Origin of the sequence: Bacillus sp. AFS031507, assembly GCF_002584635.1 — a bacterium.
Classification (GTDB): Bacteria; Bacillota; Bacilli; order Bacillales; family Cytobacillaceae; genus Neobacillus.
Map to the genome: position 1 here is coordinate 126277 of NZ_NUOW01000024.1, position 24064 is coordinate 150340.

Below are 24064 nucleotides of genomic sequence, written 5' to 3' on the forward strand. Positions count from 1 at the left end.
TCCCATGATTAGTTTCTGATAGTGGTATCATTTTCACTAACAATCAAAACTTTCTTTCTTAAAAATACGGTTAAAATAATAAATCCAATCAGCGCTCCAGCAAACGAGCTAAATATAAATAATGGAATAAACCCAAATAATGTGGCCTTTTGACCGAGAAAAAGAGTAGCGATTGGGTAAGAAAGCAGTGCCCCAATGATACCCGTTCCAATTACTTCACCGATAAAAGCAAGATAGATCTTCCTAGTCTTCCAAAATAATAGCGAGGCCAGTAAGGCTCCAACCATACTTCCGGGAAAGGCAAAAATCGAACCAGTTCCCATCAGATTTCTTAGCAGGGAAACGCAAAAGGCCTGAGCTACAGCATAATAAGGTCCTAAAAGAACGGCTGATAAAACGTTCAAAAAGTGCTGAACCGGGAAGACCTTTGTAAATCCAATCGGTATATAGAACAGGTTGCTTGAAATGGTACCAATGGCTATCATCATCGCAGTTAACGTCAGTTTATGTGTTTTGTTCATTTGAATACCTCTCATGAATACCGACACTATTTCTTAACGCTCTGGCTGCTTCGATTGGTGATTCTGCATGGCTTATTGCCGTAATAACGGAAACCCCATTTGCCCCAGCTTCCACTACCGATTGAGCGTTTTCTACCGTGATCCCGCCGATCCCAACAATCGGAATATCAATGCCATCTTTTCGTAATTTTTCGATCAGTATTGTTCCCCGTGATGGCTTGGCATCCGCCTTTGTTTTTGTCGGAAAAACAGGGCCAATGCCAAAATAGTCAGCACCACCGCTTATTGCAATCATTGCTTCTTCCGTTGAATGGACGGAAACCCCAAGGATTCTCCTATCGCCAATCTTCTCTCGAACTGTGAATACCGTTTCATCCTCTTGTCCGATATGTACACCGTCCGCATCAATTGCCACAGCCAACTCGATATCGTCATTAACAATGAAAGGGATATGATGTGCTCTGCAAATTGCTTGAAGTTCTTTCGCAAGTGCATATTTGTCAGCTCCAGTTAATGCGCCGTCACCCTTTTCACGAAATTGAAAAAGTGTAATCCCACCGGCAATTGCCTCTTTTAATACTTCGGCTGGATCCTTTAAACAGTTGGTACTGCCCATGATAAAATAAACACTTAAAGCCGCTTGTAGGTTTTTCATAATTCAGCCAGCTCCTTAGCGCTTTTCCTTTTTCGATATGCCCAATGGTTAGTTGGACCATATCCTTGCCCGATCTCCAAATGGTTCTCAATTGCCGCCTGAATAAAATCCTTTGCTATACATACTGCTTCATAAAGAGTTTCCCCTTTTGCTAGTTCAGCAGTAATTACTGCGGAAAAAGTACAGCCTGTTCCATGTGTGTTCTTTGTCTGAATTCTCTTGCTGGTAAAGTAGTAAAATTTCTTTCCATCAAATAATAAATCAGTGGATTCAGACTCATTTTCATCATGGCCACCCTTAATTACGACATTTTTTACGCCTAACGCATGTAGTCTTTTAGCAGACTCCAGTTTATCTTCCACCGTCATAATCGACATGCCCGTTAGTACTTCCGCTTCTGGAATATTCGGGGTGATTACCGTTGCTAGCGGCAATAAGTATTTTTTCATGGCAGAAATGGCTTCCATTTGCAACAAGGAAGCGCCACCTTTAGCAATCATGACTGGATCGACAACAATATTTTGCCATTGATAATTCCTGAGCTGTGCAGCGACGGCCTCAATGATTTCAGCATTAAAAAGCATTCCTGTTTTCACCGCATCCGCACCGATATCCTCGCCGATCGCTTCGATCTGTTTTACGACTGCCTCAGCTGTCATTGGATAGACAGCATGAACTCCTAATGTATTTTGGGCCGTTACAGCGGTCAATGCTGACATTCCGAAAACCTCTAATTCCTGAAATGTCTTTAAATCCGCTTGAATTCCTGCTCCACCGCCGCTATCAGAACCAGCGATTGTTAATGCTTTTTTCATTCAAATTACCTCCATTTATCGATTAAACTTTTTAAAAGAAGCATGTGAAATGATATCTTCGGAAGAAACTAAAGCTAATTGGTTTAAAAATTCGATTTGGAAACTACCAGGTCCCATTTCAACTGTTTTTGCCGCTGCCTTTTCTGCCGCGATTCCATAATACGTTAAAGCAGCCACTGAAGCTTGAAGCAGGTCCTTCTCCACTCCTGCAAACGCTCCAATCACTGAGGTTAATAAACATCCAGTGCCTGTCACCTTCGTTAAAATTGGATGTCCATTTGACACGACATAGGTTGTTTTCCCATCCGAAACAATATCCTCTTTTCCAGTGATGACGACAAGACCATTCAATTTTTGTGCTGAAGTAATAGCTAGTTCAATGATATTTCCTTTTGCATCCCCAGCATCGACGCCCTTAATTTCCCACTTTTCACCAACCACATTGGCAATTTCGGCTGCGTTTCCTCTAATCACAGAGACATTTACCTCGTTCATAATTCTTTGCGCGGTTTCGGTTCGATAGCGGGTAGCCCCTGCACCAACCGGGTCAAAAATGACGGGAACACCGGATTCATTAGCCGCTTTTCCGGCAATGATCATCGAATCTACTGTCTGTGGGTTTAATGTTCCAATGTTCAATACTAATGAACTTGCAATCTTGGCCATATCTGCTACTTCCTCGGCTGCATATGCCATGACCGGTGAGGCACCAAGGGCAAGAAGCCCATTTGCCGTAAAATTTGTAACAACCACATTGGTAATATTATGTACCAGCGGGTTAACCTTTCTAACTTCTTCCAACGTTTCATACAAACTATTTTTTTCCATCTCAATTTCCCCGTTTCTTTTTTTAAAATAAAAAAACCAGATCCAATAATGGACCTGGTTAGTTAGTCAAAGAAATAATTAACATTCACTTGGCTACTTTCCTACGCTGGTATTACCCAGATCAGGTCCGAAGGGTTGAAAATTTCTCCATTTTCTCTCAGCCTGTTTACAGGGCACCCCTAGTAGATCTAATACTTTATTTAATTAACTACATAATATTCCTATAGTACTAGAATGTAAAGGAAAAAGTACCAGTTAACATAACATTATTATTGTTTGCCTTTATAAAGGAAAGTAACAATAAATGTTGTCCCTTTATCTTTTTGGGAATGAATTTCTATCTGTCCATTTAATTTTTCCAAGCTTCTCTGCACCAATGATAAACCGATTCCTCGATTTTCACCTTTGGTGGAATACCCTTTTATAAATAAGCGATTTTTTACAGCCTCATCGATTCCTTTTCCTGTATCATGAACCTCTAAGGCAAGGACATCATCGTAATAGTCAAACCTTAATGTAACTTTTTTTTGTGGACGGTCCGAAACAGCATCTAGTGCATTATCTATTAAATTCCCAAGGATCGTTACCACTTCATGCGTTATTTCCTGCTGTTGTGGTTCAGGTAGACTTCCTTCCCCATCAATGATTAATTCACAGCCATTTTCCCTAGCAAAGCTAAGTTTTCCTACAATAAAACCTGCTAAAACAGGATCTTTAAAACGACTAATAACAAATTCTACCTCAGTTTGTTGGTGATCGACAATTTTGGTAATGTATGACGAGACCATTTGATAGTCTTTCATATGAATTAAACCTGATATTACATGCAGTTTATTCATGAATTCATGTGACTGGGTTCTCAGTGCTTCCGCGTATAGCTTTACACCGGTTAATTGTTCAGCTAATTGCTTGATTTCGGTTTTTTCTCGGAACGTAGCAATCGCACCGACAATCTTTCCTTTGACAACAACCGGAACCCGATTGGTTAAAATGGTAATATGATTGATTTCTTGTTCTTGGTCTAATTGAGATTCCCCCGTTTCTAGAACAGAAGATAGCATAGAATTTGGCATGTAGTCATCCACTTTTCTTCCTAAAAAGGACCCATGAATGCCAGCTTTTTGAAGAAGTCGGATCCCCTCATTATTTACGAGAGTGGTAAACGCATCCTGGTCAACTGCCAAAATTCCTTCCTTTGTGGATTGAAGCATCGCACTACGTTCCTCAAGCAATTTTGCCATCTCACTCGGCTCAAGTCCAAAAAGAATCGCTTTGATTTTTCTAGCTAGAAAAAGGGCACCTAGAATCCCAACTAGAATTCCTACTCCCACTCCGATCAAAATAATTTTCCTACTTTGTTCGATCGCCTGATTAACTTTTTCTAAAGAAATCCCAACCGCGACTGCCCCTATTTGATTATTTTCTTGATCATAAACAGGAACAAACGAACGTAAAGACAATCCCAATGTCCCTTTGGCAATGGAAATATGCTCTTTCCCTTTTAAAACAGGTCCTTCATCTCCACCGACAAAATGCAAACCTAATAGGTTGCGGTTAGGATGTGATTTTCTTTTTCCATACATGTCCATTACGACGATAAATTCAACATGCGTTGATTGTTTAATATCATTCGCAAATGTTTGGATATCCTTCTCTGCTGTTTTATTTTTAAGCCCATTCATGACAATCGGAGACCTTGCAACAATCCTCGCAATATCTGTTGCTTTCTCGGCTTGGCTTTTCTCTGTTTCCTGTGAAATTCTGTTGGTGATTAAAATCTCGGTTACTAACAATGCCATCACGACCACGATACAAACCAGTAGGGTTATCGTCGATTGTAAACGAAGTTTTGGTTTGGACAACCTTATTTTCCACCCCAACTTGATTCCCCCTTTCTCACAGGCAATCTTTTCAAGGTATTTGCGTTAAACACCGTAACGGTTAATTGGTCTTCCGACGCCGCCGTAATGGATATGAATTTTGACTTTTCCTTCTTTTTCTAAGTAATCAAGGTATCTTCGAGCCGTTACCCGAGCCATTCCTATGCTTTCCGCTACTTCTTCCGCAGAAACAGGTTCTTTTTCCTGCGAAATGAAATTAGTAATTTTTATTAACGTATTCATATTTAATCCCTTTGGTAAACTCTCTCTTTCACTTTGTTCTTTGCTATCAATAAATAAAATTTGATCGAGCTCCTCCTGTAAAAGAGCTTTCTTTTCTCCTAATTTCACTCGATAGTTTTTATAATTATCAAGTGACTTTTTAATTCGATCAAAGGTAAACGGTTTTATGATGTAATCAACAGCCCCTTGTTGTCGAACACGGTGGATGGTTTCGATGTCGCTCGCAGCTGTTATCGCAATCACATCCACAGAATAGGCCTCTGAACGAAGTTCGCTGAGCATTTCCAATCCACCCATATAAGGCATATAAATATCGATAATCGCCAGATCCGGACTGAGTTCTTTCACTAATCTTAACCCTTCCATCCCATTGGAGGCGATTCCAATTATCGAAAACCCTTCAATCCTATCAATGAATTGGCGGTGTACCTCTCGAACCATCGGATCATCTTCAATCAATAGTACTTTTAACGGAAACATCTCCCTGCTCCCCCTTACATTAAATGAAACTGTATTTCCCTTTATATTATTATCATGGCCTATTTTATTAAAATAGTAAATTTATAGATAGCATTTTTTGTTCGATTTTTATGAGAGTTAATTAAGGTATTTTCTATAACAAAAGGAACAATAAGACCAATATGACCAAAACCTTACTATTATCTGAATTTTCATTTATTATGTGCTTGGGTGGGTTTGAAAGCGGTAACAGTTTTATTAAACAAAGGGGTGTATGAGAAAATGAAAATTAATTTCAAAAATTTGACCGTCCAAGTATTATTGGGGATCTTACTTGGGATTGTCATCGGATTTCTTTTTCCGAAATTCGGTACAGAATTAAAGGTTTTGGCGGATATCTTTATCAAGTTAATTAAAATGGTCATTGCTCCAATTGTATTTTTTACAATAGTCATTGGTATCGGTAACATGGGGGATTTGAAGAAGGTTGGGCGTATCGGCGGGAAAGCGCTCCTGTATTTTGAAATTGTAACGACATTTGCTTTAGCGATTGGTTTACTCCTAGTTAATATCATTAAGCCAGGATCTGGGTTTAATACAGATTCCGTAAAAGGCGGAGATATTTCACAATTTACCACGCAGGCTAAAGAAACAAGCCATGGATTTATCGAATTTATTTTAGGAATTATTCCTGATAATTTTGTCGGGGCAATGGCGAAGGGCGAGCTGCTTCCAATTTTATTCTTTGCGGTCCTGTTTGGAATTGCACTTGCTTCCTTAGGGCAAAAAGGAAAACCAGTTGTTGCCTTGTTTGAGCAATTTACGGAGATATTCTTTAAGATTGTTAATATCGTAATGAAATTTTCACCAATTGCAGCATCTGGTGCAATGGCCTATACGATTGGTAATTTTGGTCTAGGTTCTTTAGTATCGCTTGGAAAATTGATGGGAAGCGTATATGCAACGATGTTTCTTTTCATCGTCTTTGTCCTAGGTTCGATCGCGAAACTTTATGGATTTAATATTTTAAAATTTATCGCTTATATTAAAGAAGAAATTCTCTTGGTGTTAGGTACTTCATCCTCTGAATCCGCTTTACCAAGAATGATGGAAAGACTTGAAAAATACGGCTGTTCCAAATCAGTAGTTGGTCTTGTCGTTCCAACCGGGTATTCCTTTAACTTAGATGGTACTGCTATTTATCTTTCAATGGCTGCGCTCTTTATTGCTCAGGCTTACAATGTCGATATTACGATTTGGCATCAAATCACTTTATTAGGTATTCTTATGTTGACATCTAAAGGAGCTGCCGGTGTAACGGGTTCTGGTTTTATTACACTAGCTGCTACTCTATCTGCTTTCCCGGTAATACCAGTTGAAGGGATTGCCTTGTTACTAGGTGTCGATCGTTTTATGTCTGAAGCACGTGCAATTACGAACTTAATCGGAAATGGTGTAGCAACTGTGGTTGTTTCCAAGATGGAAAACGAATTCCACCCTACCGCTGAAATTCAAAGTACCAAAACAGATAAATCAATTAGTGCATAAAAAATTACAGAAAAATGGCTTGGGGGATTTTACTCCAAGCCATTCTTGTCCTGAATTGACAGCTGCACCTTAACTTTTTGCTATTTCTATTAGTTCCTTTAATTCATTTGTAAATCCTTTCACTGCTCGATTATCAACCACAGTAACAGGAACCCCTAGAAAGCCGTATTTCTCCACTTCCTCCTGATATTCAGGGTTTGCCAACACGTCCCTGGATTCAAAGGCAATTCCTTCCTCATTAAGAACTTTTTTGACCATCGTACATTCAATACAGTCTTTTGTTGTATAGACGATTACCTGCTTGTTCATTGTTTGTTTACCCCTTTTATATTATTTTCAGAAGAATCTTTTGTAAAAAAGATATGCTCGGCTTCCAAAGAATCCCCGATATTTATGAGGCCAAATGAATATTTTTCCTGCCTTCTTTTATCGGTAGGCGATCCTGGGTTGAAAAGCATAATCCCTTTTTCGCATTTTTTAATAGGAATATGTGAATGACCAAAAATAATACAATCTACTTTTTCATCCGCAAATTTTTGAATGGCTCTCCTTTCTGTTGTTTTTCCTGTGCCATGACCATGTGTTATTCCAATTTTAAACCCGCACACCTCAATAACTCGGTTTTCCGGAAATAATTCCTTGATTTCGTCTCCATCTACATTACCATATACACCCACAATATTGGCATAGGATTTTAGATCATTGTATACATCAATGGTCTGCCAATCACCGGCATGTATGATTAAATCAGCATTGACTAATTCTTCAATTAATCTAGGTGGCAAGCTTTTAGCCCTTTTAGGCAAATGCGTGTCTGAAAGGACGACAATTTTCATAATCATACTCCATTCTAAGTACAAATCATAATAATGCGTTTATAATTGATAAAATAATCTTGTGTTCTTCCATAATCTTTCCGACACTTCTTCTTCTGGCAATTTTTTTATTTTTGAAATTGCCTTAATGGATTCAAGCATCATATTCGGATGTGTCATAGTTCCCCAAAATGGACCTTCAAATGGCCATGGACCATCTGTTTCAATCATCATTTGTTCTAGCGGATATCTTTGAACTAATTGTTGTATCTCCTCTTCATAGACCACATCAGGTGTAACCGATATATAGTACCTATTTTTTTCCATCCTCTTAATTGTTTTATTGTCTCCTTTAAACCAATGAAAATGAGCCTTTTTAATGGAGTATTTTTCTAAAAGGTCACAAACAATGGGAGCATCCTCATGAACGGCATGGAGGACAATTGGCTTCTCCCATGTTACTGTCTTTTGAATGAAGGTCTCTAATAATTCTATGTATTGTTCATACTGACTACTGGACACTTTAAGCTTTCTCCTTAAATAATAAGGAAGGCCTACTTCCCCTATGGCAACCATAACGTGACTGTGTTTATTCATCCAATCCATTAACTCATTCAACTGATTTTCTGTTGGAAGTGACCGCGCAGGATGGTAACCAAACGCAGGTCTCACCATTTAATATTTTCTCGTTAACTCAAGGTTTCTTTTACACGAATCTAAATCAAAAGAAACGGATATCAGCCAATCTAATTGTGGAATAGTTTCCATTATCTGAAAAATCTCATCATCCTTATAATGATCGAGATGAATATGGGCATCAATCATTTTTATCAAATCGTTCACTACCCTCATTTAGACTAGTTTAATTAATAAGCTACTTTATTTTAATAAAATTTTCAATTTTCCGACAATAAAACTCGATAATTGTCTGTTCATGCGCTTTCCCAAGCAATAATTTAAGAAAATTTCCATAAATACAGGTCACCAATGTCTAATTTATTAAGTTTTTAAAGGTTTAAAAAATTGCAAAATTAGGGAAATATATATTTCCCTTTTTCGACTTTTTATTCTTTTCTATCAGGGAATATTCCAATTTCCCCATTTCGTTTCCTCATAAAATATTGGATTCCTATGCTGATTATTCACTCGAATATCATTGCAAATGAATACTCTGTAGTAAACAAGCTATGGAGGTGTAAATATGAATCCGTTAAATAGAAATGATGGTTTAGAAGGACTTTTTTTTCTTTTTGGGTCAACGTTAGTATACAAGACTTCAAGCTCTTATCAAAATATTTACGTTACAGAGCGGAGTCAATATGAAGGAAAACGAGGAAAATTCCGAGCGCTTCAATTTTCTTTAGATGGTATCCAAGGGATAATAAATATGGAGCATCCGCAATCACTGGTCGCTTCATACAGTCGAATCACAGTGGATCTAATAGATCACTATGCATCTGATTTTAAAAAAGGATTTATTATTGGTCACGGGATTGGAACCGTCAGCTCTTATTATTCCCATAAACATATGTTAACAGCGGAGATTGATCCGCTAGTCGTAGAGGTATCAAAGAAGTACTTTGGACATACGGGAAAGAACGTATTAGTCGGTGATGGACAAGCGCTCTTAAAAAATCAAGAGACACAATCTCAGGATATCATTTTTTTGGATGCGTACAGCAGCAGTGAAATCCCATCTCACCTAACAACAAAAGAGTTTTTTACTCTTACAAATGAAAAGCTGTCCGACCAAGGGATTCTAATCATAAATTATCTTGGGAAGATAAATAATGATAAATTCTTGCATACGCTATACGAGAGGATTTCAGAAATCTTTCCTTACGTAAAAGTGTTTGCTACAAATTCTGAGAATAAAACGAAACAAAATCTATTTCTTGTTGCAAGTCGGCGATTACAGGAAGATTATTCACCTCAAGAAGCGATCCCTATCCAGATTATGGGTAAATAATTTCAATACCATTGTATTAACGACCTTCTTAGCTATGCCTAGGAGGGTCTTTACTATTCGTAACGGTATGTTTTTCTTCCAGAATAATATTAACACTACATTTTGTTTCAAATGACAAAGATATTAGGAAATCTTACCTACTAATTAAAGTGAAAGTGACAATTTCTTTTTAAAATTAATCTTTCTAATTCCGACTTTTGTAAAGTTGGGCAGCCCTTTTTTTATTTTCGAGATATAAGTTTATGCTTGTCCATTACTTTTACATATTATGTTAATTGTAAGAGGCCTCTTATAGACTTTGTAACAAAAAGGGGGGAAAATAAATGACTATGGAACCGGGTTTGTTAACATGCTTAGGAGCAGTGATTGCAATTATTTTAGGCGCTGTTGTCCTACTTGTTCTTAATTTACTTCAAGTGCCTGATGCTACTAAAGATGCTTTTGCAGATGCAATTTGTGCTGCTGCCCAAAATTGTTAATCCCTTTCTAACTGACGATCAACAATTAAGAAATCCCTGACGGGTGCGTCACGAACTCTAGAAGATTATTAAAGTACTAATCTTCTAGGTTTTTTTTTTATGCGAATGATTGTTTATTTTATTTTTTTTCTAAGGCTCTTTTCGTAAACTTTCTTGCTTTAAAAGCTTAATAAGGGTCATTTATTAAGTTTCTTGGCAATTTTCGCATATGTTCTTACGAAAAGATGCCACGAAGCTTCTAGTATTACGGGTTGATGAACTTATATGAAAAACAACAATCTATGCGAAAATAGCCTTTTCTAAAAACTAATAAGGTATATTTCTTTCCATGATGATATTAACACACTACATTTTCTGCTAAATAACATAGGATATTAGGAAATTTCTGAATTTATTATTATTTAAAACTAAAAAGGTGGTTAAATCATGGATGAAAACATGAAAGAAAAAAGTGTAAAGAATACTGGTATCAATATAGACAGGGACTCTCTCAAGAATCTTGCCAACAATTTACAAAAAAATCAAAGTTCGCTTGATTTGGGGTCATTAATGCAAATGGCAACGACTCTTCTAAAAAACGATTCGCTCATGAATTCCGTTACGCAACTTAGTAAAAAAAAGAACAACACTACGCTTCCTGAGTCAAAAATTACTGAAAAGCTGGAGAAAGTCACTGATGATAATAGCGTACAAAATACGGGTAACAATGTAGACAAGGATTCGCTTGATTTGAATTCTATCATGCAACTGGCAACAACTCTTACGAAAAATGAGTCGTTATTGAATTCAGTTACAGAACATCTAAACGCGACACTCCCAGTATCTAAGGTTTCTGAAAAGCAAGAAAATGTAGAGCTGACTTCTTTATCTGAAAAAATGGAGACTATCGCTAATGATATTTCAGGATTAAGACAAGAAAATGCTGAGCTGGCATCCTTGTCTCAAAAACTTGAGAATATCACGAATGATATTTCAGGATTAAGACAAGAAAATGCTGAGCTGGCATCTTTGTCTCAAAAACTTGAGAATATCACGAATAATATTTCTGAATTAAGACAAGAAAATGCTGAGCTGGCATCTTTGTCTCAAAAACTTGAGAATATCACAAATGATATTTCAGGATTAAGACAAGAAAATGCTGAACTGGCATCTTTGTCTCAAAAACTNNGAATATCACGAATGATATTTTAGAATTAAAAAAAGAACTAAAAGACGTGAAAGAACAAAATAGTGAACTTAATAAATTACTCAAAAAAATATTGAAAAACAATAAAAAATAATCATATTATAATTGAATACATTTAAATTTTTTCGCTTATCCCATTACTAAACAATAAGAACCTTGAGAATATCAGGGTTTTTTAATTAAGCTTACAATGTCAAATACTTTTTAAAGTTTTAAGGTAACTCACATACACTTACCGAACTTTCTTAATTGATTACTTCACACACAAGGAAATTACAATAAAAAAGAAAGTGTCGACTCCACTTTCCTAAAAAATAAAATAACATTTAAATTTTATTCCTTTTGTTTGCTTCGACACTTTTTCTTTTCTTTTTTCTTACTTTGTGAGTCGTTTTTCTTATTTTGTGAGTCCTTTTTCTTCCCATTTTTTTTTGAATCAGTTTTTTCCACTTTTGTAATTTCTATTTCCTCGTCCAGCATAGGCATTTCATCCGGCTGGTGTAAAATATTTTCATTAATTGGTTCAAGTGATGCTCTTTCTTCTAGAGGGAGTGCCTTTGTCTCAACAAGCTTTTCAATGTGATTGATTCTTTCGAGTAACAGGTCATGCTCTTTTTCAGCTAATCTGCCTTTAGAAGAATAGTATGGGTCCTTTTCCCACCAGTCCATTCCTATTTCTCTGGCCTTGTCGACAGAGGCGATCAAAAGCCTGATTTTAATGGTTAACAAGTCGACGTCTGCTAACGATATTTTAATATCCCCTGCAATAACCACTCCTTTATCAAGTATTTTTTCTAATACTTCAAGCAAATTCGATGATGATTGTGATGGGTGTTGGATGGGCATAATCTCTCTCCTATCAGCCGGTTTAAAGAAGTTTCCCCAGTGGGCCCAATTCTATATTGAGATCTTCCGCTTCTAAACCAAAAATGATTTTTAATTCTTCCATTTTTTCTTCAAGCCTCATCAAAGTTAAGCCTAATTTCTCTAATTGTTCATCAGTAAGAGAATCGCTTTCAACTCTCCGCATCGCTTGCCGCTCCATGAGCTGGCGCAGCAGTTCTATAATGGTTAGCACTAATTTCGCTAGTCCTTGCTCCACCTTACTTGAGTCCAGTGGTAATCGTTCCATTTACAATTGACCCCCCACCAATTTTCTGCTCGCAGGTTCCAAAGGCACTTTCTATAGATGAAATTAAAAGCTTTAGATCGACAACAATTAAATCAATATTGGCAATAGAGATTAATATTTCTCCCGTTACCACTACGCCCGTATCAATGATTCCATCGAGCAGATCCAATAATGTCATTTCTTTATTTTCTAAGAGATGGTGCCTTTCCATTACAAAATCTCCTTTGCCATTTTCGAAAAATGATAAGGAGGCCAAGGTCCGGTTACCTGAAAGGTACAACCCAATGGATCAAATAATTTTTCCAATTCTATTACTCTACTCATAAACTCTTCCGACTTGGATTGTTCAATTAAGAAATCACAATTGACAATCATCTCCTCTTTTCGTTCGGTTACTTCTCTTCCCCAATTTCTTCGAAGATTTGTATCAGAAACAACAGACGTTACATGTTGTTGGATTTTACTCCACCAATTTGATTGTTCTACCTCTAATTCTGAGGTAATCAAATGTTCTAGCTTTTTTTTCATTAAAAATTGTTTTCCTTTTGGCATCAATGCTAATTTCTCTCTCAAATCTAATACTGCTTCATTATGTTGTAGAATAAAGGATAAGGCTTTTTCATTATTACAAAATACCTTCAAATTCCACTCTTGTTGACTTTTAAGGCTAAGTAGTTTTTGAAAAATCACATCGTATTGAACGTCAAGTAAATTTTCTAAATTACTTTCATTTTGAAAAATAGTACAAAAAGACATCGGGAGGACAGTAAAATGCTGGTGAATAATCGAGATAACTTCATGATGATGAAATGCTTTTTCCTTTAGCCATTCTGCATCTTTTAACTGCTGGTCGATTTGTTCTTGGGAAAAATACTGGGCATTTACCGTGGTGATGACAGCTGCTAATTGATTATCAATTTTCGTAGTAACAATCTTTTGATCAATGCCCAAAATTGAGGGTATATCTGACTTTTCTAATTCCTCTGCGAGAATAACCCCATACAAGTATAGGAAATCACTTCCAACTTTTGTGTGTGACATGGTACCTCCTCCTTAAAAACTATAAGTCTATTCGTCCAAAAACTCATTTTGTTCACGTTCTTTGGCTATTTTATATCTCCTAATCAATTCCTGTTCCCGTTCAAGATAGGTAATTTCGTCCAATTCCTCCAATTCGAACATCATATGCAATTCTACAAGCTGTTGTTGCAAATACGGAATATCATAGAGCTCTTGGTCAACCTCTTCTTGGATTTTTTCCCCAAGTTTAATTAACGAACGGATTGGCAATGTAAACAATTTAAAAATCATATTTTCCCTTCTATCCTTAATCGAATATTTACAAAGTTATAGGACGGCCATGGACCCGAATATTTAAATTCCACTTTTTCCTTCCATAATTCATATAAATCATTAACACGTTGGTCAAATGCTTCTTCCTTCTCACGATCTATTAAAAAGGCAGCATTTAAAAGAATCTTTCCTGGTATCGTGTTATTTTGCTTACCTGCTTCGGCCAGTTCCAATAAAGGGTTATATATTTCCTTCTCTACTTCACTCTCTAGCTGTAGAACAAACTTTTGTGCCATCTCCCCTAATTGGATTTGATCATAGAATGATGCGGGATTCGAAATATCTTTTTTCCCCGTTTTCCACTCACTTAAAACGGGATCATTTAACATTTCCTGGTCGACCCAATTTTGTTTTACAACAACTTTCAATCCTACCTCGATTTTGTTTTCTAAATGAGTAAACAATTTTTCAAATTCATCGTTCAGGTGTTTCGTGATGATGAGAACATCCTGCTCGGAATGAAATACATTTCCAAAACTCATTGGAATTAAGCTATATTCCTTCATCACTTTCGAAATGGTTTCCTGATGGGCAAATAAATTCTTCCGATCTGGTAAAACTTCTCCATTTACCTTTGATACCACCATGGCAATATTTTGATGATGAATCGTATATACCTTATTCTCCTGACCATTTAAAATGACCTGGTCGAATGTCTTTGGTTCTTTTTCCCGGATAGCACAAAAAACATATACCCCACTTTGTTTTCTCATCAATGCTCTTCCTTTCTCCGCATTTCCTTTATAATTAGCTTCTGAACTGCGCTGTGACTGAGTTCTGGGGAAATTTGTTTGACCGGCCTGGTTAACACATCTACACAAAGTGCCTGGTATCGTTTATCATCGTAAGTAATCGGGATGTTCCCCTTTTTTGCAACGGTTGCAATCATTAATGATGCTCGTAGACTCGGGCAAAACCCCTTACCAAATGCTCTTAAATTTGAAACTAGCCTCACTATTTCCTGCGCTTCCTGTTTGTTTATGCCTGCCTTCAAATGTAGAATTTCGATTTCTGTTTTGGTATCACAGCAATCTAAACTAATCGTAATCAATCGATCCATAAGTGCATCCTGTGTATGAAAAGTTCCAGAATATTCATCCGGATTGCTTGTAAAAATCATTGAAAAGTCAGGATGACATTTAATGAAAGTTTCTTTCCCTTTGCCATATATAGGGAGAACCTTTTCCTCTAACAATGATAAAAATATATTATTCGCATCTGGGCGGGAACGTGAAAACTCATCATAAATAACTATATGTCCATTTTTCACTGCCTCAACGAGCTGACCATGTTCCCATAACGGTCTTATTTCTTGTTGGCTTTTATACACAGAGTGGATGTAATTATCGATAATTTCCTTCTTGCTTATACCATTGTATTGGCCAAGTAAATCTTTGTTCGATAGTTCGTGGTGACCGCGAATAATCGAAACAGGCCTGTTAAATTGTTTGGCAATATATAAAGCTAAGCTAGTTTTTCCTACACCTGATGGTCCAATAAAATGGACAGGATATCCTGCTTGAATATATTGAATTGTCCTAGCAATGATTTCTTCAAAAAATGCAGTTTTTACAAATCCACCAGTTTCATCTTCCTTTTTTGACCGGTTCAACATGTTTCCTCCTGCTCATTGACTATTTTTCAATAGAGGAGCCAAGGCTTAGAACGGCCTTGGCTCCTCCTTTACAAACTATTTATAACGCAGCTTCTAATCCAGATTCGTCTCCAAGATGATGTTTATCATGTTTAAGGAGCCCTACCGCTTCTGCATATCTTAACCATGTATCTACACTGGCAATAACAATACGCGCATCAATTGTTAGCAGTTCAATACCAACTAACGAAACACGCGCCCATATATCAATAACTACACCTTTATCCAATATCCTGTCGATTACCTCAGCTAAACTTGAAGAGTCCACACTTTTTTGAATAGCAGCCATTTTATCCCCTCCTTCCATCAGCAGTAACTAAGGAAATCCGTTTAGATTATTCTCCATTTTATCACCAGGTGATGAAACTCACCATTTCATAACTGCCAAATCTCTTCGTAAAAAACGAATTACAATAGTATATGATTCAACCATATTCTTGGAATGGACAAGTGTGTATTAGAATTTATTGTTCCCATCTATTCCAACAGTTTTTTATTTACGTTTCATAAAAAATAGCAGGAAATCACAGGCCACCTGCTATTTTTTAATCGTTTTAATGAATTAAAATCAAACTGTCCGCCTGTGGTGGACAAATTGAGCAAATGTCTTTTCATGGTGCCTGACACCATATACATATTTACTTTTTGTTCGGAAAAACTAGCAATATTATTGGGAGGAAAATTGGAGGAGTGATTGGAATGGACTACAGAATATTTAGAGCTATAAACCAATTTGCTGGTCGTTATCGACTTTTCGACACGATTATGATTATAATTTCTCAAAAAGTTCGTTATTTGTATGTGGTTTTATTAATCTTTATGTGGTTTCGAAACAACTTTTATAAAAAAGTCACGTTATTTGCAGGAATATCTGTTGTAGTAACTCTACTTCTCAATTGTTTTATTAAACTGTTTTATTTTAAACCACGTCCATTTTTGAAATTCTGGGTGCATTTATTACCCCCGTCCCCCTCAAAAAAGAATTCATCATTTCCAAGTAAACACACCACTCTAGCGTTTGCTGCAGCAACTTCTGTACTACTTTATAAGCGCGTAGTGGGTTCTATTATGTCCATTTTAGCTTTCTCGGCAGGATTCTCACGCATTTGGATGGGTCAACATTTTCCTTCTGATATTGTAGGCAGTGCCTTCCTAGGAAGTTTAACTTCAATAATTGTTTATATTTCCAGACAGGTTTGGAATCCATTCATTGATCGCGTTATCCATTCTTATAATCGTTTCTGTTCTTTAGTTAGATACCGCTAACACATTTGCTATCAGGGTAATTCCATTACGGTTGGAATTACCTCTTTATGTATTTTTAACCCCTAAAAACTGTTCTTCAGTTGCATTTCCTGTTCCTCAAGAGTAAAGGACAAGGCTATTTACAAAGAGCATTGATAAACTGGTTTATCAATTGATTTAATTCCTTCGCTGCTTTTGTCGGAAGTTGATGTTTTTCATTTGGAAGGAACTTTAATTCACTATATGGCAATTTTTTGTGTAATAAGTTTGCATAACCATGAAATGACTTATCTTCCGTACCATAAACCAGCAAAATCGGCAATTCAATCATGGTTAACAGATTAGTACAATTATAGTGTAAGCTATAATGATAATATTGCTCGATATTTCTTGCATCCCCTTTTAGCCCCTCTTTTAACAACTCCCTGAACGTCTCTTGTGTATCCGAATTTCCCCATGTAATGACAGACGCCAGAAAACGAACAGCTCCTGCTTTCAAAATACTCCTTGCTAAAAAAATCCTCCTTTTTAAATTCCAATTTCCGACTTCAGACATTCCACTAATGATAATGCCTCCTATGGAACGATTGGGGAATGTCAATAAAAATTCTAATCCAATAGACCCTCCGGTTGAATATCCGCATAGAAATGCTTTTGTGATTTTCAGATGATCCAATAAACGTTTGATATCTTCTACAATTAGCGGATACGTTATTGGTTGTACTGAGTACGAACTCCTTCCATGTCCCCTAATATCGAATGTAATAACTTTAAACTTTTCAGATAATTCATCTATTTGGTACTTGAAATTCGCGCTTGTGAGTAGTGGGGGATGAATAAAAACAATAGGAGTCCCTTCCCCCTTAACGTTATAATACAGGCTGATACCGTCCACATCCAACATTGTCATGGTGTTTGATCACCTCATAAATCTTAAATAATTCCAAAAAGTCATTAGAAAGAATGTTTTCCAGAATCTTTAATGGCATACACATTTGATACCAAGTTATAGCATCTTTAGTTAGTATTTATCTTAGTTTTTTTATAATACAATAAGTAGGTATAACTTTTGTGGAGGAATATTTATTTATTTTATCGCATAAAAATAGCAGGCCACCAAAAGATAATGATCGCCTGCTTTCATTTATATTAATCTCAAGTGATTTCAAAGAACGCTGTCCACCCGTGATGGATAAATTGAGTGAAGTGTCTTTTGATGGTGCCTGACACCATTAATTTTTTATCGAAGCATTACACCTGTTAAAAAGGTTAGAAATACGTGTGTGCCGAGTTTTACTGTTGGCTGTACATGTGTGTCTTTTAGTGGGTCAAGGCAGACGATGTCCATTGCTTTAACTTTTGGATGCTTGGCTGCCGCTAGTACCCCTTCCAGCAGTTCTGCTGTTGTCATGCCCCCCGGCGTTGAGGCCGGTACCCCTGGAGCATAGGCAATATCAAGAACATCCATATCGACTGTTAAATAAATGGTATCCACCTTTGAAGCGAGCGCTTCTAAACAGGCAACAACCGTTTCTTCAATCCCCTTTTTTCGAGATTCACGAAGCGTGAAATAGTTGATGCCTTTTTCATCAGCATAGTTCTTCAAATCTTTTGTATTAAAAAATCCATGCAGGCCGATATTGTACATATTACTACCCTCAACTACTCCGCTCTCAATTAAGTTCCGCATTGGAGTCCCATTGGACGGGCCATTATCGGTCATATCCCTTAAATCAAAATGGGTATCAAACTGCAGGATGCCAATTTTTTCATCAGGCCTCACTTGATGCAGACCTTTGACCATCATCGCTGTTATCGAATGATCACCGCCAATGGCACACACCTTTGAGGCATCAAAATGTTTATGAAGGGCAGCAGATGCTTCGATGATATTATCATGACACCGCTGGATATTCGTGACATGCATCGGCACATCACCAACATCCACAGCTGTCATTTCCGACAAATCGATATCCTCATCAAGGTTATAAGTAGTAAAACTCCGCCACGAGCGCCGGAATGCCTCAGGAAATTCCGAGGCACCAGAAGCACTAATTGATGAGCGAGACAGCGGAACACCGACGATAACAAAGTCGGCGTCCTTGCTTTTTTCAGGATCCGAGGCAGCTGTCAGAGGTTGGATCCACTCGTGAACCTTCGCAGCCTCTGCCCCTTCATCAGGTCTCACCCATGTGAAACTCGGTGGATTCAGTTTAGGATAGAGAAAGCTCTTCAACTAACTGACCTCCCCTGACAACCACCTGACCATTTTTCACAACGGTATCCGTATGATTCACTCCATAAGAGTATTGCAGTTTCATATAATTCCCTACGTTAAAAATCGTGACATCTGCTTTTTTTTCGACCTCTAAACTGCCAATTTCTTTGCCTCGATTAATGGCATGTGCAGCATTAATTGTCGTAGCAGTAATCACCTCTGCAGGTGTCATCCCCATTTTTAAACAGCCTAGATTCATAATGAATGGCAGTGAAACAGTTGGTGATGAGCCGGGATTACAATCTGTCGATAGTGCCACCGGTACACCCAAATCTACCATTTTACGGCCATTTGCAGACTCTGCCATTAAAAAGTAAGCTGTTCCTGGAAGCAACACGCCAACTACACCTTTTTCAGCCATTGCCTTCATACCTTTTTCCGAAGCCTTTAATAAGTGATCCGCCGAAATTGCGCCAACCTCTGCCGCTAATTCTGCCCCTTCATAAGGCTCAATTTCATCCGCATGGATCTTCGGAATCAAGCCATATCGCAGGCCTGCTTCAAGAATTTGCTTCGATTGCTCTGGAGTAAAAACACCATGTTCACAAAAAACATCATTAAATTCTGCAAGTCCGAGCTCTGCCACCTTTGGAATCATTTCGTCAATCAGCAAGCTTACAAACTTATCAGGATTTTGTTTGTACTCTTTCGGTACAGCGTGGGCTCCCATGAATGTTGATACAACATCAATCACATGCTTGTCATTAAGCTGTTGGGCCACTTCCAGCTGCTTTAGTTCCGTTTCCCATTCCATCCCGTAGCCACTTTTCGCTTCAACCGTTGTGACACCGTGGCGCAGGAATTGATTCAAGCGCTCATAGCTTTCTTGAAATAGCTCTTCATGTGTCGCAGACTGCGTCCGTCTAGTCGTCGCATAGATTCCACCGCCGCTGTTCATGATTTCCATATAAGTAGCCCCTTGTAAGCGCATATTGAACTCATTTTCTCTGCTGCCAGCAAACACAAGATGTGTGTGCGGGTCAACTAGCCCTGGAGTTACCAGCTTTCCAGTTGCATCCACTACCTCCGCTTCACCTAATCGCTCCGCGTATTTTTCTACCAGCTCTTCGTCCGTCCCGACAGCTTTGATCACTCCCTCTTCCATCCAAACACTGCCATTCTCAATAATTCCAAGCTCAGACATCGCGCCCTTTACAAGAGGAGCATCGGAACTCCCTTGTAAAGTCACAAGTTGAGAGGCATTTCTAATAAAAATTGGTGTACTCATTAATCTACCATCCTCTCAGTCTTAGTCTTGCTTAAGCATTGGCATTTTGATGCCCTTCTCTTTTGCTGTTTTAATCGCAATCTCATACCCTGCATCGGCATGACGCACAACGCCCATTCCAGGGTCAGTCGTTAATACACGTTCTAAGCGAATTTCCGCATCCTTTGTACCATCTGCAACAATTACCATACCGGAATGTTGAGAGTAACCCATGCCAACCCCGCCGCCATGGTGTAAGGAAACCCAGCTCGCACCGCCAACAGCATTAATCATCGCATTTAAAATTGGCCAGTCAGAAACGGCATCACTTCCGTCTCTCATGGCTTCAGTTTCACGGTTTGGTGAAGCAACAGAGCCTGCATCTAGATGATCACGACCAATAACGATTGGTGCTGAAACTTCTCCAGAAGCAACCATATCATTGATAATCTTTCCAAAACGAGCACGGTCACCGTATCCAAGCCAGCAAATCCGAGCTGGAAGGCCTTGGAAGCTGATTTTTTCTTGGGCCATCTTCACCCATTTACAAAGATGTTCGTCATCTTTATACTCACGTAGCAAAGCTTCATCAATTTTGCGAATATCTTCTGGATCACCCGAGAGTGCTGCCCAGCGGAATGGACCTTTTCCTTCGCAGAATAATGGACGGATATAGGCGGGAACGAAACCAGGGAAATCAAATGCATTTTCCACACCTTCATCCTTCGCAACTTGACGAATGTTGTTACCGTAGTCAAACGTTACCGCACCTTTTTGTTGCATAGTAAGCATTGACTTCACATGTACAGCCATGCTTTGTTTTGAAAGTTCTACATACTTAGTTGGATTTTCTTTTCGTAATGTTGCCGCTTCTTCTAATGTAAAACCAACTGGAACATATCCATTGAGCGGGTCGTGTGCAGATGTTTGATCCGTTAATACATCTGGATTAAAGCCTTTTTCAATCATGATTGGTAAAATTTCAGCTGCATTACCTAATAAACCAATCGATAATGCTTTACCTGCAACCTTTGCTTCTTGAGCCATTTTTAATGCTTCCTCAAGGTCATTTGTTTTAATATCAAGGTAAGCGGTTTCAATGCGGCGGTCGATTCTTGTCTCGTCCACATCGATTGCGATACATACCCCATCGTTCATTGTTACGGATAAAGGCTGTGCTCCACCCATGCCGCCTAGACCTGCTGTTAGAGTGATGGTGTGTTTCAATGTTCCTCCGAATTCCTGACGGGCAAGCTCGGCAAATGTTTCATACGTTCCCTGGACAATTCCTTGGCTGCCGATATAAATCCAGCTGCCAGCTGTCATTTGCCCATACATCATCAAGCCCTTTTTATCTAACTCGTGGAAATGCTCCCAATTCGCCCAAGCCGGAACCAAATTGGAGTTGGCGAGTAACACGCGCGGTGCATCCTTATGCGATTTCCAAACAGCCACTGGCTTACCAGATTGAATCATTAACGTTTCGTCATTCTCCAATTCTAGGAGCGTTTTCACGATGGCATCATAAGACTCCCAGTTCCGAGCGGCCTTACCAATTCCGCCATAAACGACTAAATCCTCCGGTCTTTCGGCAACCTCTTGATCGAGATTGTTCATCAGCATGCGCAGTGCCGCCTCCTGGATCCAGCCCTTTGCATGTAATTCGGTACCTTTATAATTTTTAATGATTCTTGATTTCGCAGTGTTTGTTTCCATTGTTTCCACTCCCTTTTTGTTTTAGGTATATTTTTATTATAAAAATAAAATCTTCTGAAAAATACGAATGGAACATTAGATAATAGCTAATATTTATCGTTTGAACCAGATTTTTTTTAGATAGTTCGTCCTTACAACTATAATATCTTTATAAATTAGATATTATCTTTAGGTTTTATTACATAAAAAATAACCCAATCACTTTCCGGATGGGTCCAATTCTGGCTTTATTTTAAGGAACACAAACAAAGTATTAATTTTTATTTTGGAGGGCGGTATGTGCCCTGTGTTCTTCATCTTTTTTTACAAAAATATCATATTGTGTTTGATCCTTAAACCCAGCGTCATTGTGAAAATTCACAGGAGTTTTGATTTTATATTTAACTCCTGCAGCATTTAACTTAGCAATAATCATAAAATATTGATCATGTCCAAACGCCGTGTAAACCAGCTGCCATTTTCTATTAATAAAAAGTTGAAGTAATGAAGAGAACAGGAAAAATAAAACCAAGATAATGATTACTGTCTTCATTTTTTCCCACATCTCCCCTCATAAATTAACAAAAATCAGTCTGTTTCCCTCTCGCTTTTAAACATATTCACTTTATTCATACGAAATTCTCTCGGTGAAGTACCTACTAATTCCTTAAACATCCTGCTAAAATAATTAGAATTTTGATAGCCTGCAAGGTTTGAAATTTCTTTAATTGATTTGTTCGTTTCAATCAGTAAGCGTTTTGCTTCCTTCATTCTTATTGCCGTCAATACATCTGTAAAGCTTGAACCGGTTTTAGTGTTCATCATATGGCTGAAATAGGAAGGATTTCGGTCAACATACAGCGCCACATCTTCGAGCCTGAGCGAACTATTGGAAAAATGCGTTTCCATAAATGATATGCCACGTTCAATCGGATCTTGATTATTTCTGGTGCTATTCTCTGCACCTATAAACAATTTTTGAATAAATAAGATGAGATTTTGAACAGTACGGTAAAGGACCTTATCGTACAAAATTGAATTGAAAATATAACGGTACTCCAGTTCATAGCTTTGGTTCTCGTCTAAGCTATTGGTCTTCATAAATCTTCTAACCTGGGCGAGGATACTCGTAAGCTGGATTCTAACCAATCCTGGATCAGGAAATGGTTCTTGTAATTGTAAAAATTCCTCGTACAGCCACTTCTTTATTTTTTCTAAATCGGTATTAGTCAGCATGTCGACCCATGCTCTCTGTTCAGGAGGGGCTAAAAAAGGGTCAATATGTACCCATTCTGGTGAGCTTTCAAATTCAGCTACTTGGCGATAGCCTTTATAATAGGTGAACTCCAGCATTTTTCGGGTTTGGAAGTATTGTTGATTCAAGCTCATTGCCGAAGAATTTCTTTTATGGACAACGATGGCAAGAGGGTCAGAAAATTCCTCCTCCCATTTTCGCATTGCTTTTTGACACTGCTCTGTTAACTGATGTCCCGTTTCCTTAAACAAAATCACAACCATATCGTCCATTGCGAATATACCTTGGACACCCTTGAAAGGAAATTCTCTTAAGAAAGAATGCAATGAACTTATCTTACCGATACCTTCTGTTTGAAAAGCCGCTAGATGAAATTTTTCTGATAAAGATGGTTGAGAAATAAATAAAGCTTCATATGATATTTCCATATATGTTTTGGGACTAAGGATTCCGTCTGCCTGATTTTTGGTTCCAAGTTTTCGTGAGGATTTATGGAAAGAAGATGTAACCTTGGTTGCCGACAAAGGTTTAATCATTAAATCTAACGCTTGCATGTCAATGGCAAGCCGAGCTTTTTCAAAGGTTCCTTCTGCGGAAGTTAACAGTAAGACCGGATCATAGATCTGCATCAGGTCACGGAAGGTTGTCCAATCCTCCTTGGAGATCATATCAAGTTCGATTAAGACAACGTCTGGCCTTTCTTGTTCAAACCTAACGACAAATTCCTGGTAATTAGAAGCCAATAATATGTTTGTGACAGGGATGGATGACGTTTTCAACAGCCATTTCAATCCCTCACGTTCATTCAAATCGCGATCGGCAATCAACCACTTTCCTTCCATCGTGA

26 protein-coding genes, 1 pseudogene and 1 riboswitch are annotated in these 24064 nt (G+C 38.0%); of the genes and pseudogenes, 4 read left to right on the forward strand and 23 right to left on the reverse strand.

Annotated features, from left to right (window positions below):
• Window positions 1–8 precede the first annotated feature (8 nt).
• The 6 genes from thiW to COE25_RS20690 form a co-directional block, all read right to left on the reverse strand.
• Entirely contained in the window at window positions 9–521 is a 513-nt protein-coding gene (gene thiW, locus COE25_RS20665) for an energy coupling factor transporter S component ThiW (RefSeq protein WP_098933945.1), read from the reverse strand.
• The gene (thiE, locus tag COE25_RS20670) at window positions 505–1176 is read right to left on the reverse strand and encodes a thiamine phosphate synthase (protein ID WP_098933946.1); all 672 of its coding nucleotides are present in this window, start codon (window positions 1174–1176) and stop codon (window positions 505–507) included. Before thiE ends, thiW begins: the two co-directional genes overlap by 17 nt.
• The gene (gene thiD, locus COE25_RS20675; RefSeq protein ID WP_098933947.1) at window positions 1173–1991 is read right to left on the reverse strand and encodes a bifunctional hydroxymethylpyrimidine kinase/phosphomethylpyrimidine kinase; all 819 of its coding nucleotides are present in this window, start codon (window positions 1989–1991) and stop codon (window positions 1173–1175) included. The genes thiE and thiD overlap by 4 nt, the downstream gene beginning before the upstream one ends.
• A gap of 15 nt (window positions 1992–2006) precedes the next feature.
• Window positions 2007–2819 carry a hydroxyethylthiazole kinase gene (thiM, locus tag COE25_RS20680; RefSeq protein ID WP_098933948.1) on the reverse strand — a complete coding sequence of 271 codons (813 nt, stop codon included), beginning with the start codon at window positions 2817–2819 and terminating at the stop codon, window positions 2007–2009.
• Window positions 2820–2900: 81 nt separating this feature from the next.
• Window positions 2901–3010: riboswitch (TPP riboswitch) on the reverse strand.
• 78 nt (window positions 3011–3088) lie between these two features.
• The gene (gene dcuS, locus COE25_RS20685) at window positions 3089–4687 is read right to left on the reverse strand and encodes a DcuS/MalK family sensor histidine kinase (RefSeq protein ID WP_098934046.1); all 1599 of its coding nucleotides are present in this window, start codon (window positions 4685–4687) and stop codon (window positions 3089–3091) included.
• A gap of 57 nt (window positions 4688–4744) precedes the next feature.
• Window positions 4745–5422 carry a response regulator gene (locus COE25_RS20690; RefSeq protein ID WP_088087000.1) on the reverse strand — a complete coding sequence of 226 codons (678 nt, stop codon included), beginning with the start codon at window positions 5420–5422 and terminating at the stop codon, window positions 4745–4747.
• 261 nt (window positions 5423–5683) lie between these two features.
• Between COE25_RS20690 and COE25_RS20695 the strand changes: the two genes are divergently transcribed.
• Entirely contained in the window at window positions 5684–6949 is a 1266-nt protein-coding gene (locus COE25_RS20695) for a dicarboxylate/amino acid:cation symporter (protein ID WP_098933949.1), read from the forward strand.
• Window positions 6950–7018: 69 nt separating this feature from the next.
• Here the strand turns inward: COE25_RS20695 and COE25_RS20700 are convergent, their stop codons facing one another.
• Genes COE25_RS20700 through COE25_RS20710 form a run of 3 tightly spaced genes read right to left on the reverse strand, consistent with a single transcriptional unit; the run spans window position 7019 to window position 8439 of the window.
• Window positions 7019–7258 (reverse strand): glutaredoxin family protein, encoded by a 240-nt coding sequence (locus tag COE25_RS20700; protein ID WP_088086999.1) that lies wholly within the window; start codon window positions 7256–7258, stop codon window positions 7019–7021.
• A complete protein-coding gene (locus COE25_RS20705) occupies window positions 7255–7785 on the reverse strand; it encodes a metallophosphoesterase family protein (RefSeq protein WP_098933950.1) in 531 nt (176 codons plus the stop codon). Before COE25_RS20705 ends, COE25_RS20700 begins: the two co-directional genes overlap by 4 nt.
• A 39-nt stretch (window positions 7786–7824) precedes the next feature.
• Window positions 7825–8439: a TatD family hydrolase gene (locus COE25_RS20710; RefSeq protein WP_306572773.1), complete on the reverse strand. Its 615-nt coding sequence runs from the start codon at window positions 8437–8439 to the stop codon at window positions 7825–7827.
• A 526-nt stretch (window positions 8440–8965) separates the two neighbouring features.
• On the opposite strand from COE25_RS20710, the gene COE25_RS20715 reads away from it, so the two are divergent.
• Together COE25_RS20715 and COE25_RS30930 are read left to right on the forward strand one after the other, a co-directional pair.
• Window positions 8966–9733 (forward strand): spermidine synthase, encoded by a 768-nt coding sequence (locus tag COE25_RS20715; RefSeq protein ID WP_098933951.1) that lies wholly within the window; start codon window positions 8966–8968, stop codon window positions 9731–9733.
• A 323-nt stretch (window positions 9734–10056) separates the two neighbouring features.
• Window positions 10057–10212 (forward strand): hypothetical protein, encoded by a 156-nt coding sequence (locus COE25_RS30930; protein WP_180247560.1) that lies wholly within the window; start codon window positions 10057–10059, stop codon window positions 10210–10212.
• Between the two features lie 1741 nt (window positions 10213–11953).
• Here COE25_RS30930 and COE25_RS31235 read toward each other — a convergent pair.
• The 8 genes and pseudogenes from COE25_RS31235 to gvpJ form a co-directional block, all read right to left on the reverse strand.
• Window positions 11954–12244 (reverse strand): annotated as a pseudogene (locus tag COE25_RS31235) (gas vesicle protein); the annotation flags it as partial.
• 22 nt (window positions 12245–12266) lie between these two features.
• Window positions 12267–12530, reverse strand: a complete 264-nt coding sequence (locus tag COE25_RS20730; RefSeq protein WP_098933954.1) for a gas vesicle protein K — start codon at window positions 12528–12530, stop codon at window positions 12267–12269.
• Window positions 12502–12741 carry a gas vesicle protein gene (locus COE25_RS20735; protein WP_098933955.1) on the reverse strand — a complete coding sequence of 80 codons (240 nt, stop codon included), beginning with the start codon at window positions 12739–12741 and terminating at the stop codon, window positions 12502–12504. The genes COE25_RS20730 and COE25_RS20735 overlap by 29 nt, the downstream gene beginning before the upstream one ends.
• Complete coding sequence (locus COE25_RS20740; protein WP_098933956.1) at window positions 12741–13571, reverse strand: GvpL/GvpF family gas vesicle protein; 831 nt, start codon at window positions 13569–13571, stop codon at window positions 12741–12743. Before COE25_RS20740 ends, COE25_RS20735 begins: the two co-directional genes overlap by 1 nt.
• 27 nt (window positions 13572–13598) lie before the next feature.
• Window positions 13599–13841, reverse strand: coding sequence for a gas vesicle protein GvpG (locus tag COE25_RS20745; protein ID WP_098933957.1), 243 nt, complete (start codon window positions 13839–13841; stop codon window positions 13599–13601).
• Window positions 13838–14596 (reverse strand): GvpL/GvpF family gas vesicle protein, encoded by a 759-nt coding sequence (locus COE25_RS20750; RefSeq protein WP_098933958.1) that lies wholly within the window; start codon window positions 14594–14596, stop codon window positions 13838–13840. The genes COE25_RS20745 and COE25_RS20750 overlap by 4 nt, the downstream gene beginning before the upstream one ends.
• The gene (gene gvpN / locus COE25_RS20755) at window positions 14596–15498 is read right to left on the reverse strand and encodes a gas vesicle protein GvpN (protein ID WP_098933959.1); all 903 of its coding nucleotides are present in this window, start codon (window positions 15496–15498) and stop codon (window positions 14596–14598) included. The genes COE25_RS20750 and gvpN overlap by 1 nt, the downstream gene beginning before the upstream one ends.
• 79 nt (window positions 15499–15577) lie before the next feature.
• Window positions 15578–15826: a gas vesicle protein GvpJ gene (gene gvpJ, locus COE25_RS20760; protein WP_098933960.1), complete on the reverse strand. Its 249-nt coding sequence runs from the start codon at window positions 15824–15826 to the stop codon at window positions 15578–15580.
• Window positions 15827–16236: 410 nt separating this feature from the next.
• On the opposite strand from gvpJ, the gene COE25_RS20765 reads away from it, so the two are divergent.
• The gene (locus tag COE25_RS20765) at window positions 16237–16803 is read left to right on the forward strand and encodes an undecaprenyl-diphosphatase (RefSeq protein WP_098933961.1); all 567 of its coding nucleotides are present in this window, start codon (window positions 16237–16239) and stop codon (window positions 16801–16803) included.
• A gap of 115 nt (window positions 16804–16918) precedes the next feature.
• On the opposite strand, the gene COE25_RS20770 is transcribed toward COE25_RS20765, so the two are convergent.
• From COE25_RS20770 to COE25_RS20795, 6 genes are all read right to left on the reverse strand, one after another.
• The gene (locus COE25_RS20770) at window positions 16919–17692 is read right to left on the reverse strand and encodes an alpha/beta fold hydrolase (protein WP_098933962.1); all 774 of its coding nucleotides are present in this window, start codon (window positions 17690–17692) and stop codon (window positions 16919–16921) included.
• A gap of 330 nt (window positions 17693–18022) precedes the next feature.
• Window positions 18023–19018, reverse strand: a complete 996-nt coding sequence (locus tag COE25_RS20775) for an agmatinase family protein (RefSeq protein WP_098933963.1) — start codon at window positions 19016–19018, stop codon at window positions 18023–18025.
• Window positions 18996–20288 (reverse strand): imidazolonepropionase, encoded by a 1293-nt coding sequence (hutI, locus tag COE25_RS20780; protein ID WP_098933964.1) that lies wholly within the window; start codon window positions 20286–20288, stop codon window positions 18996–18998. Before hutI ends, COE25_RS20775 begins: the two co-directional genes overlap by 23 nt.
• Window positions 20289–20309: 21 nt before the next feature.
• The gene (hutU, locus tag COE25_RS20785; RefSeq protein WP_088086995.1) at window positions 20310–21983 is read right to left on the reverse strand and encodes a urocanate hydratase; all 1674 of its coding nucleotides are present in this window, start codon (window positions 21981–21983) and stop codon (window positions 20310–20312) included.
• Between the two features lie 253 nt (window positions 21984–22236).
• A complete protein-coding gene (locus COE25_RS20790; RefSeq protein WP_142354495.1) occupies window positions 22237–22515 on the reverse strand; it encodes a hypothetical protein in 279 nt (92 codons plus the stop codon).
• A 35-nt stretch (window positions 22516–22550) separates the two neighbouring features.
• Complete coding sequence (locus COE25_RS20795; protein WP_098933966.1) at window positions 22551–24059, reverse strand: helix-turn-helix domain-containing protein; 1509 nt, start codon at window positions 24057–24059, stop codon at window positions 22551–22553.
• Between the last annotated feature and the right edge of the window lie 5 nt (window positions 24060–24064).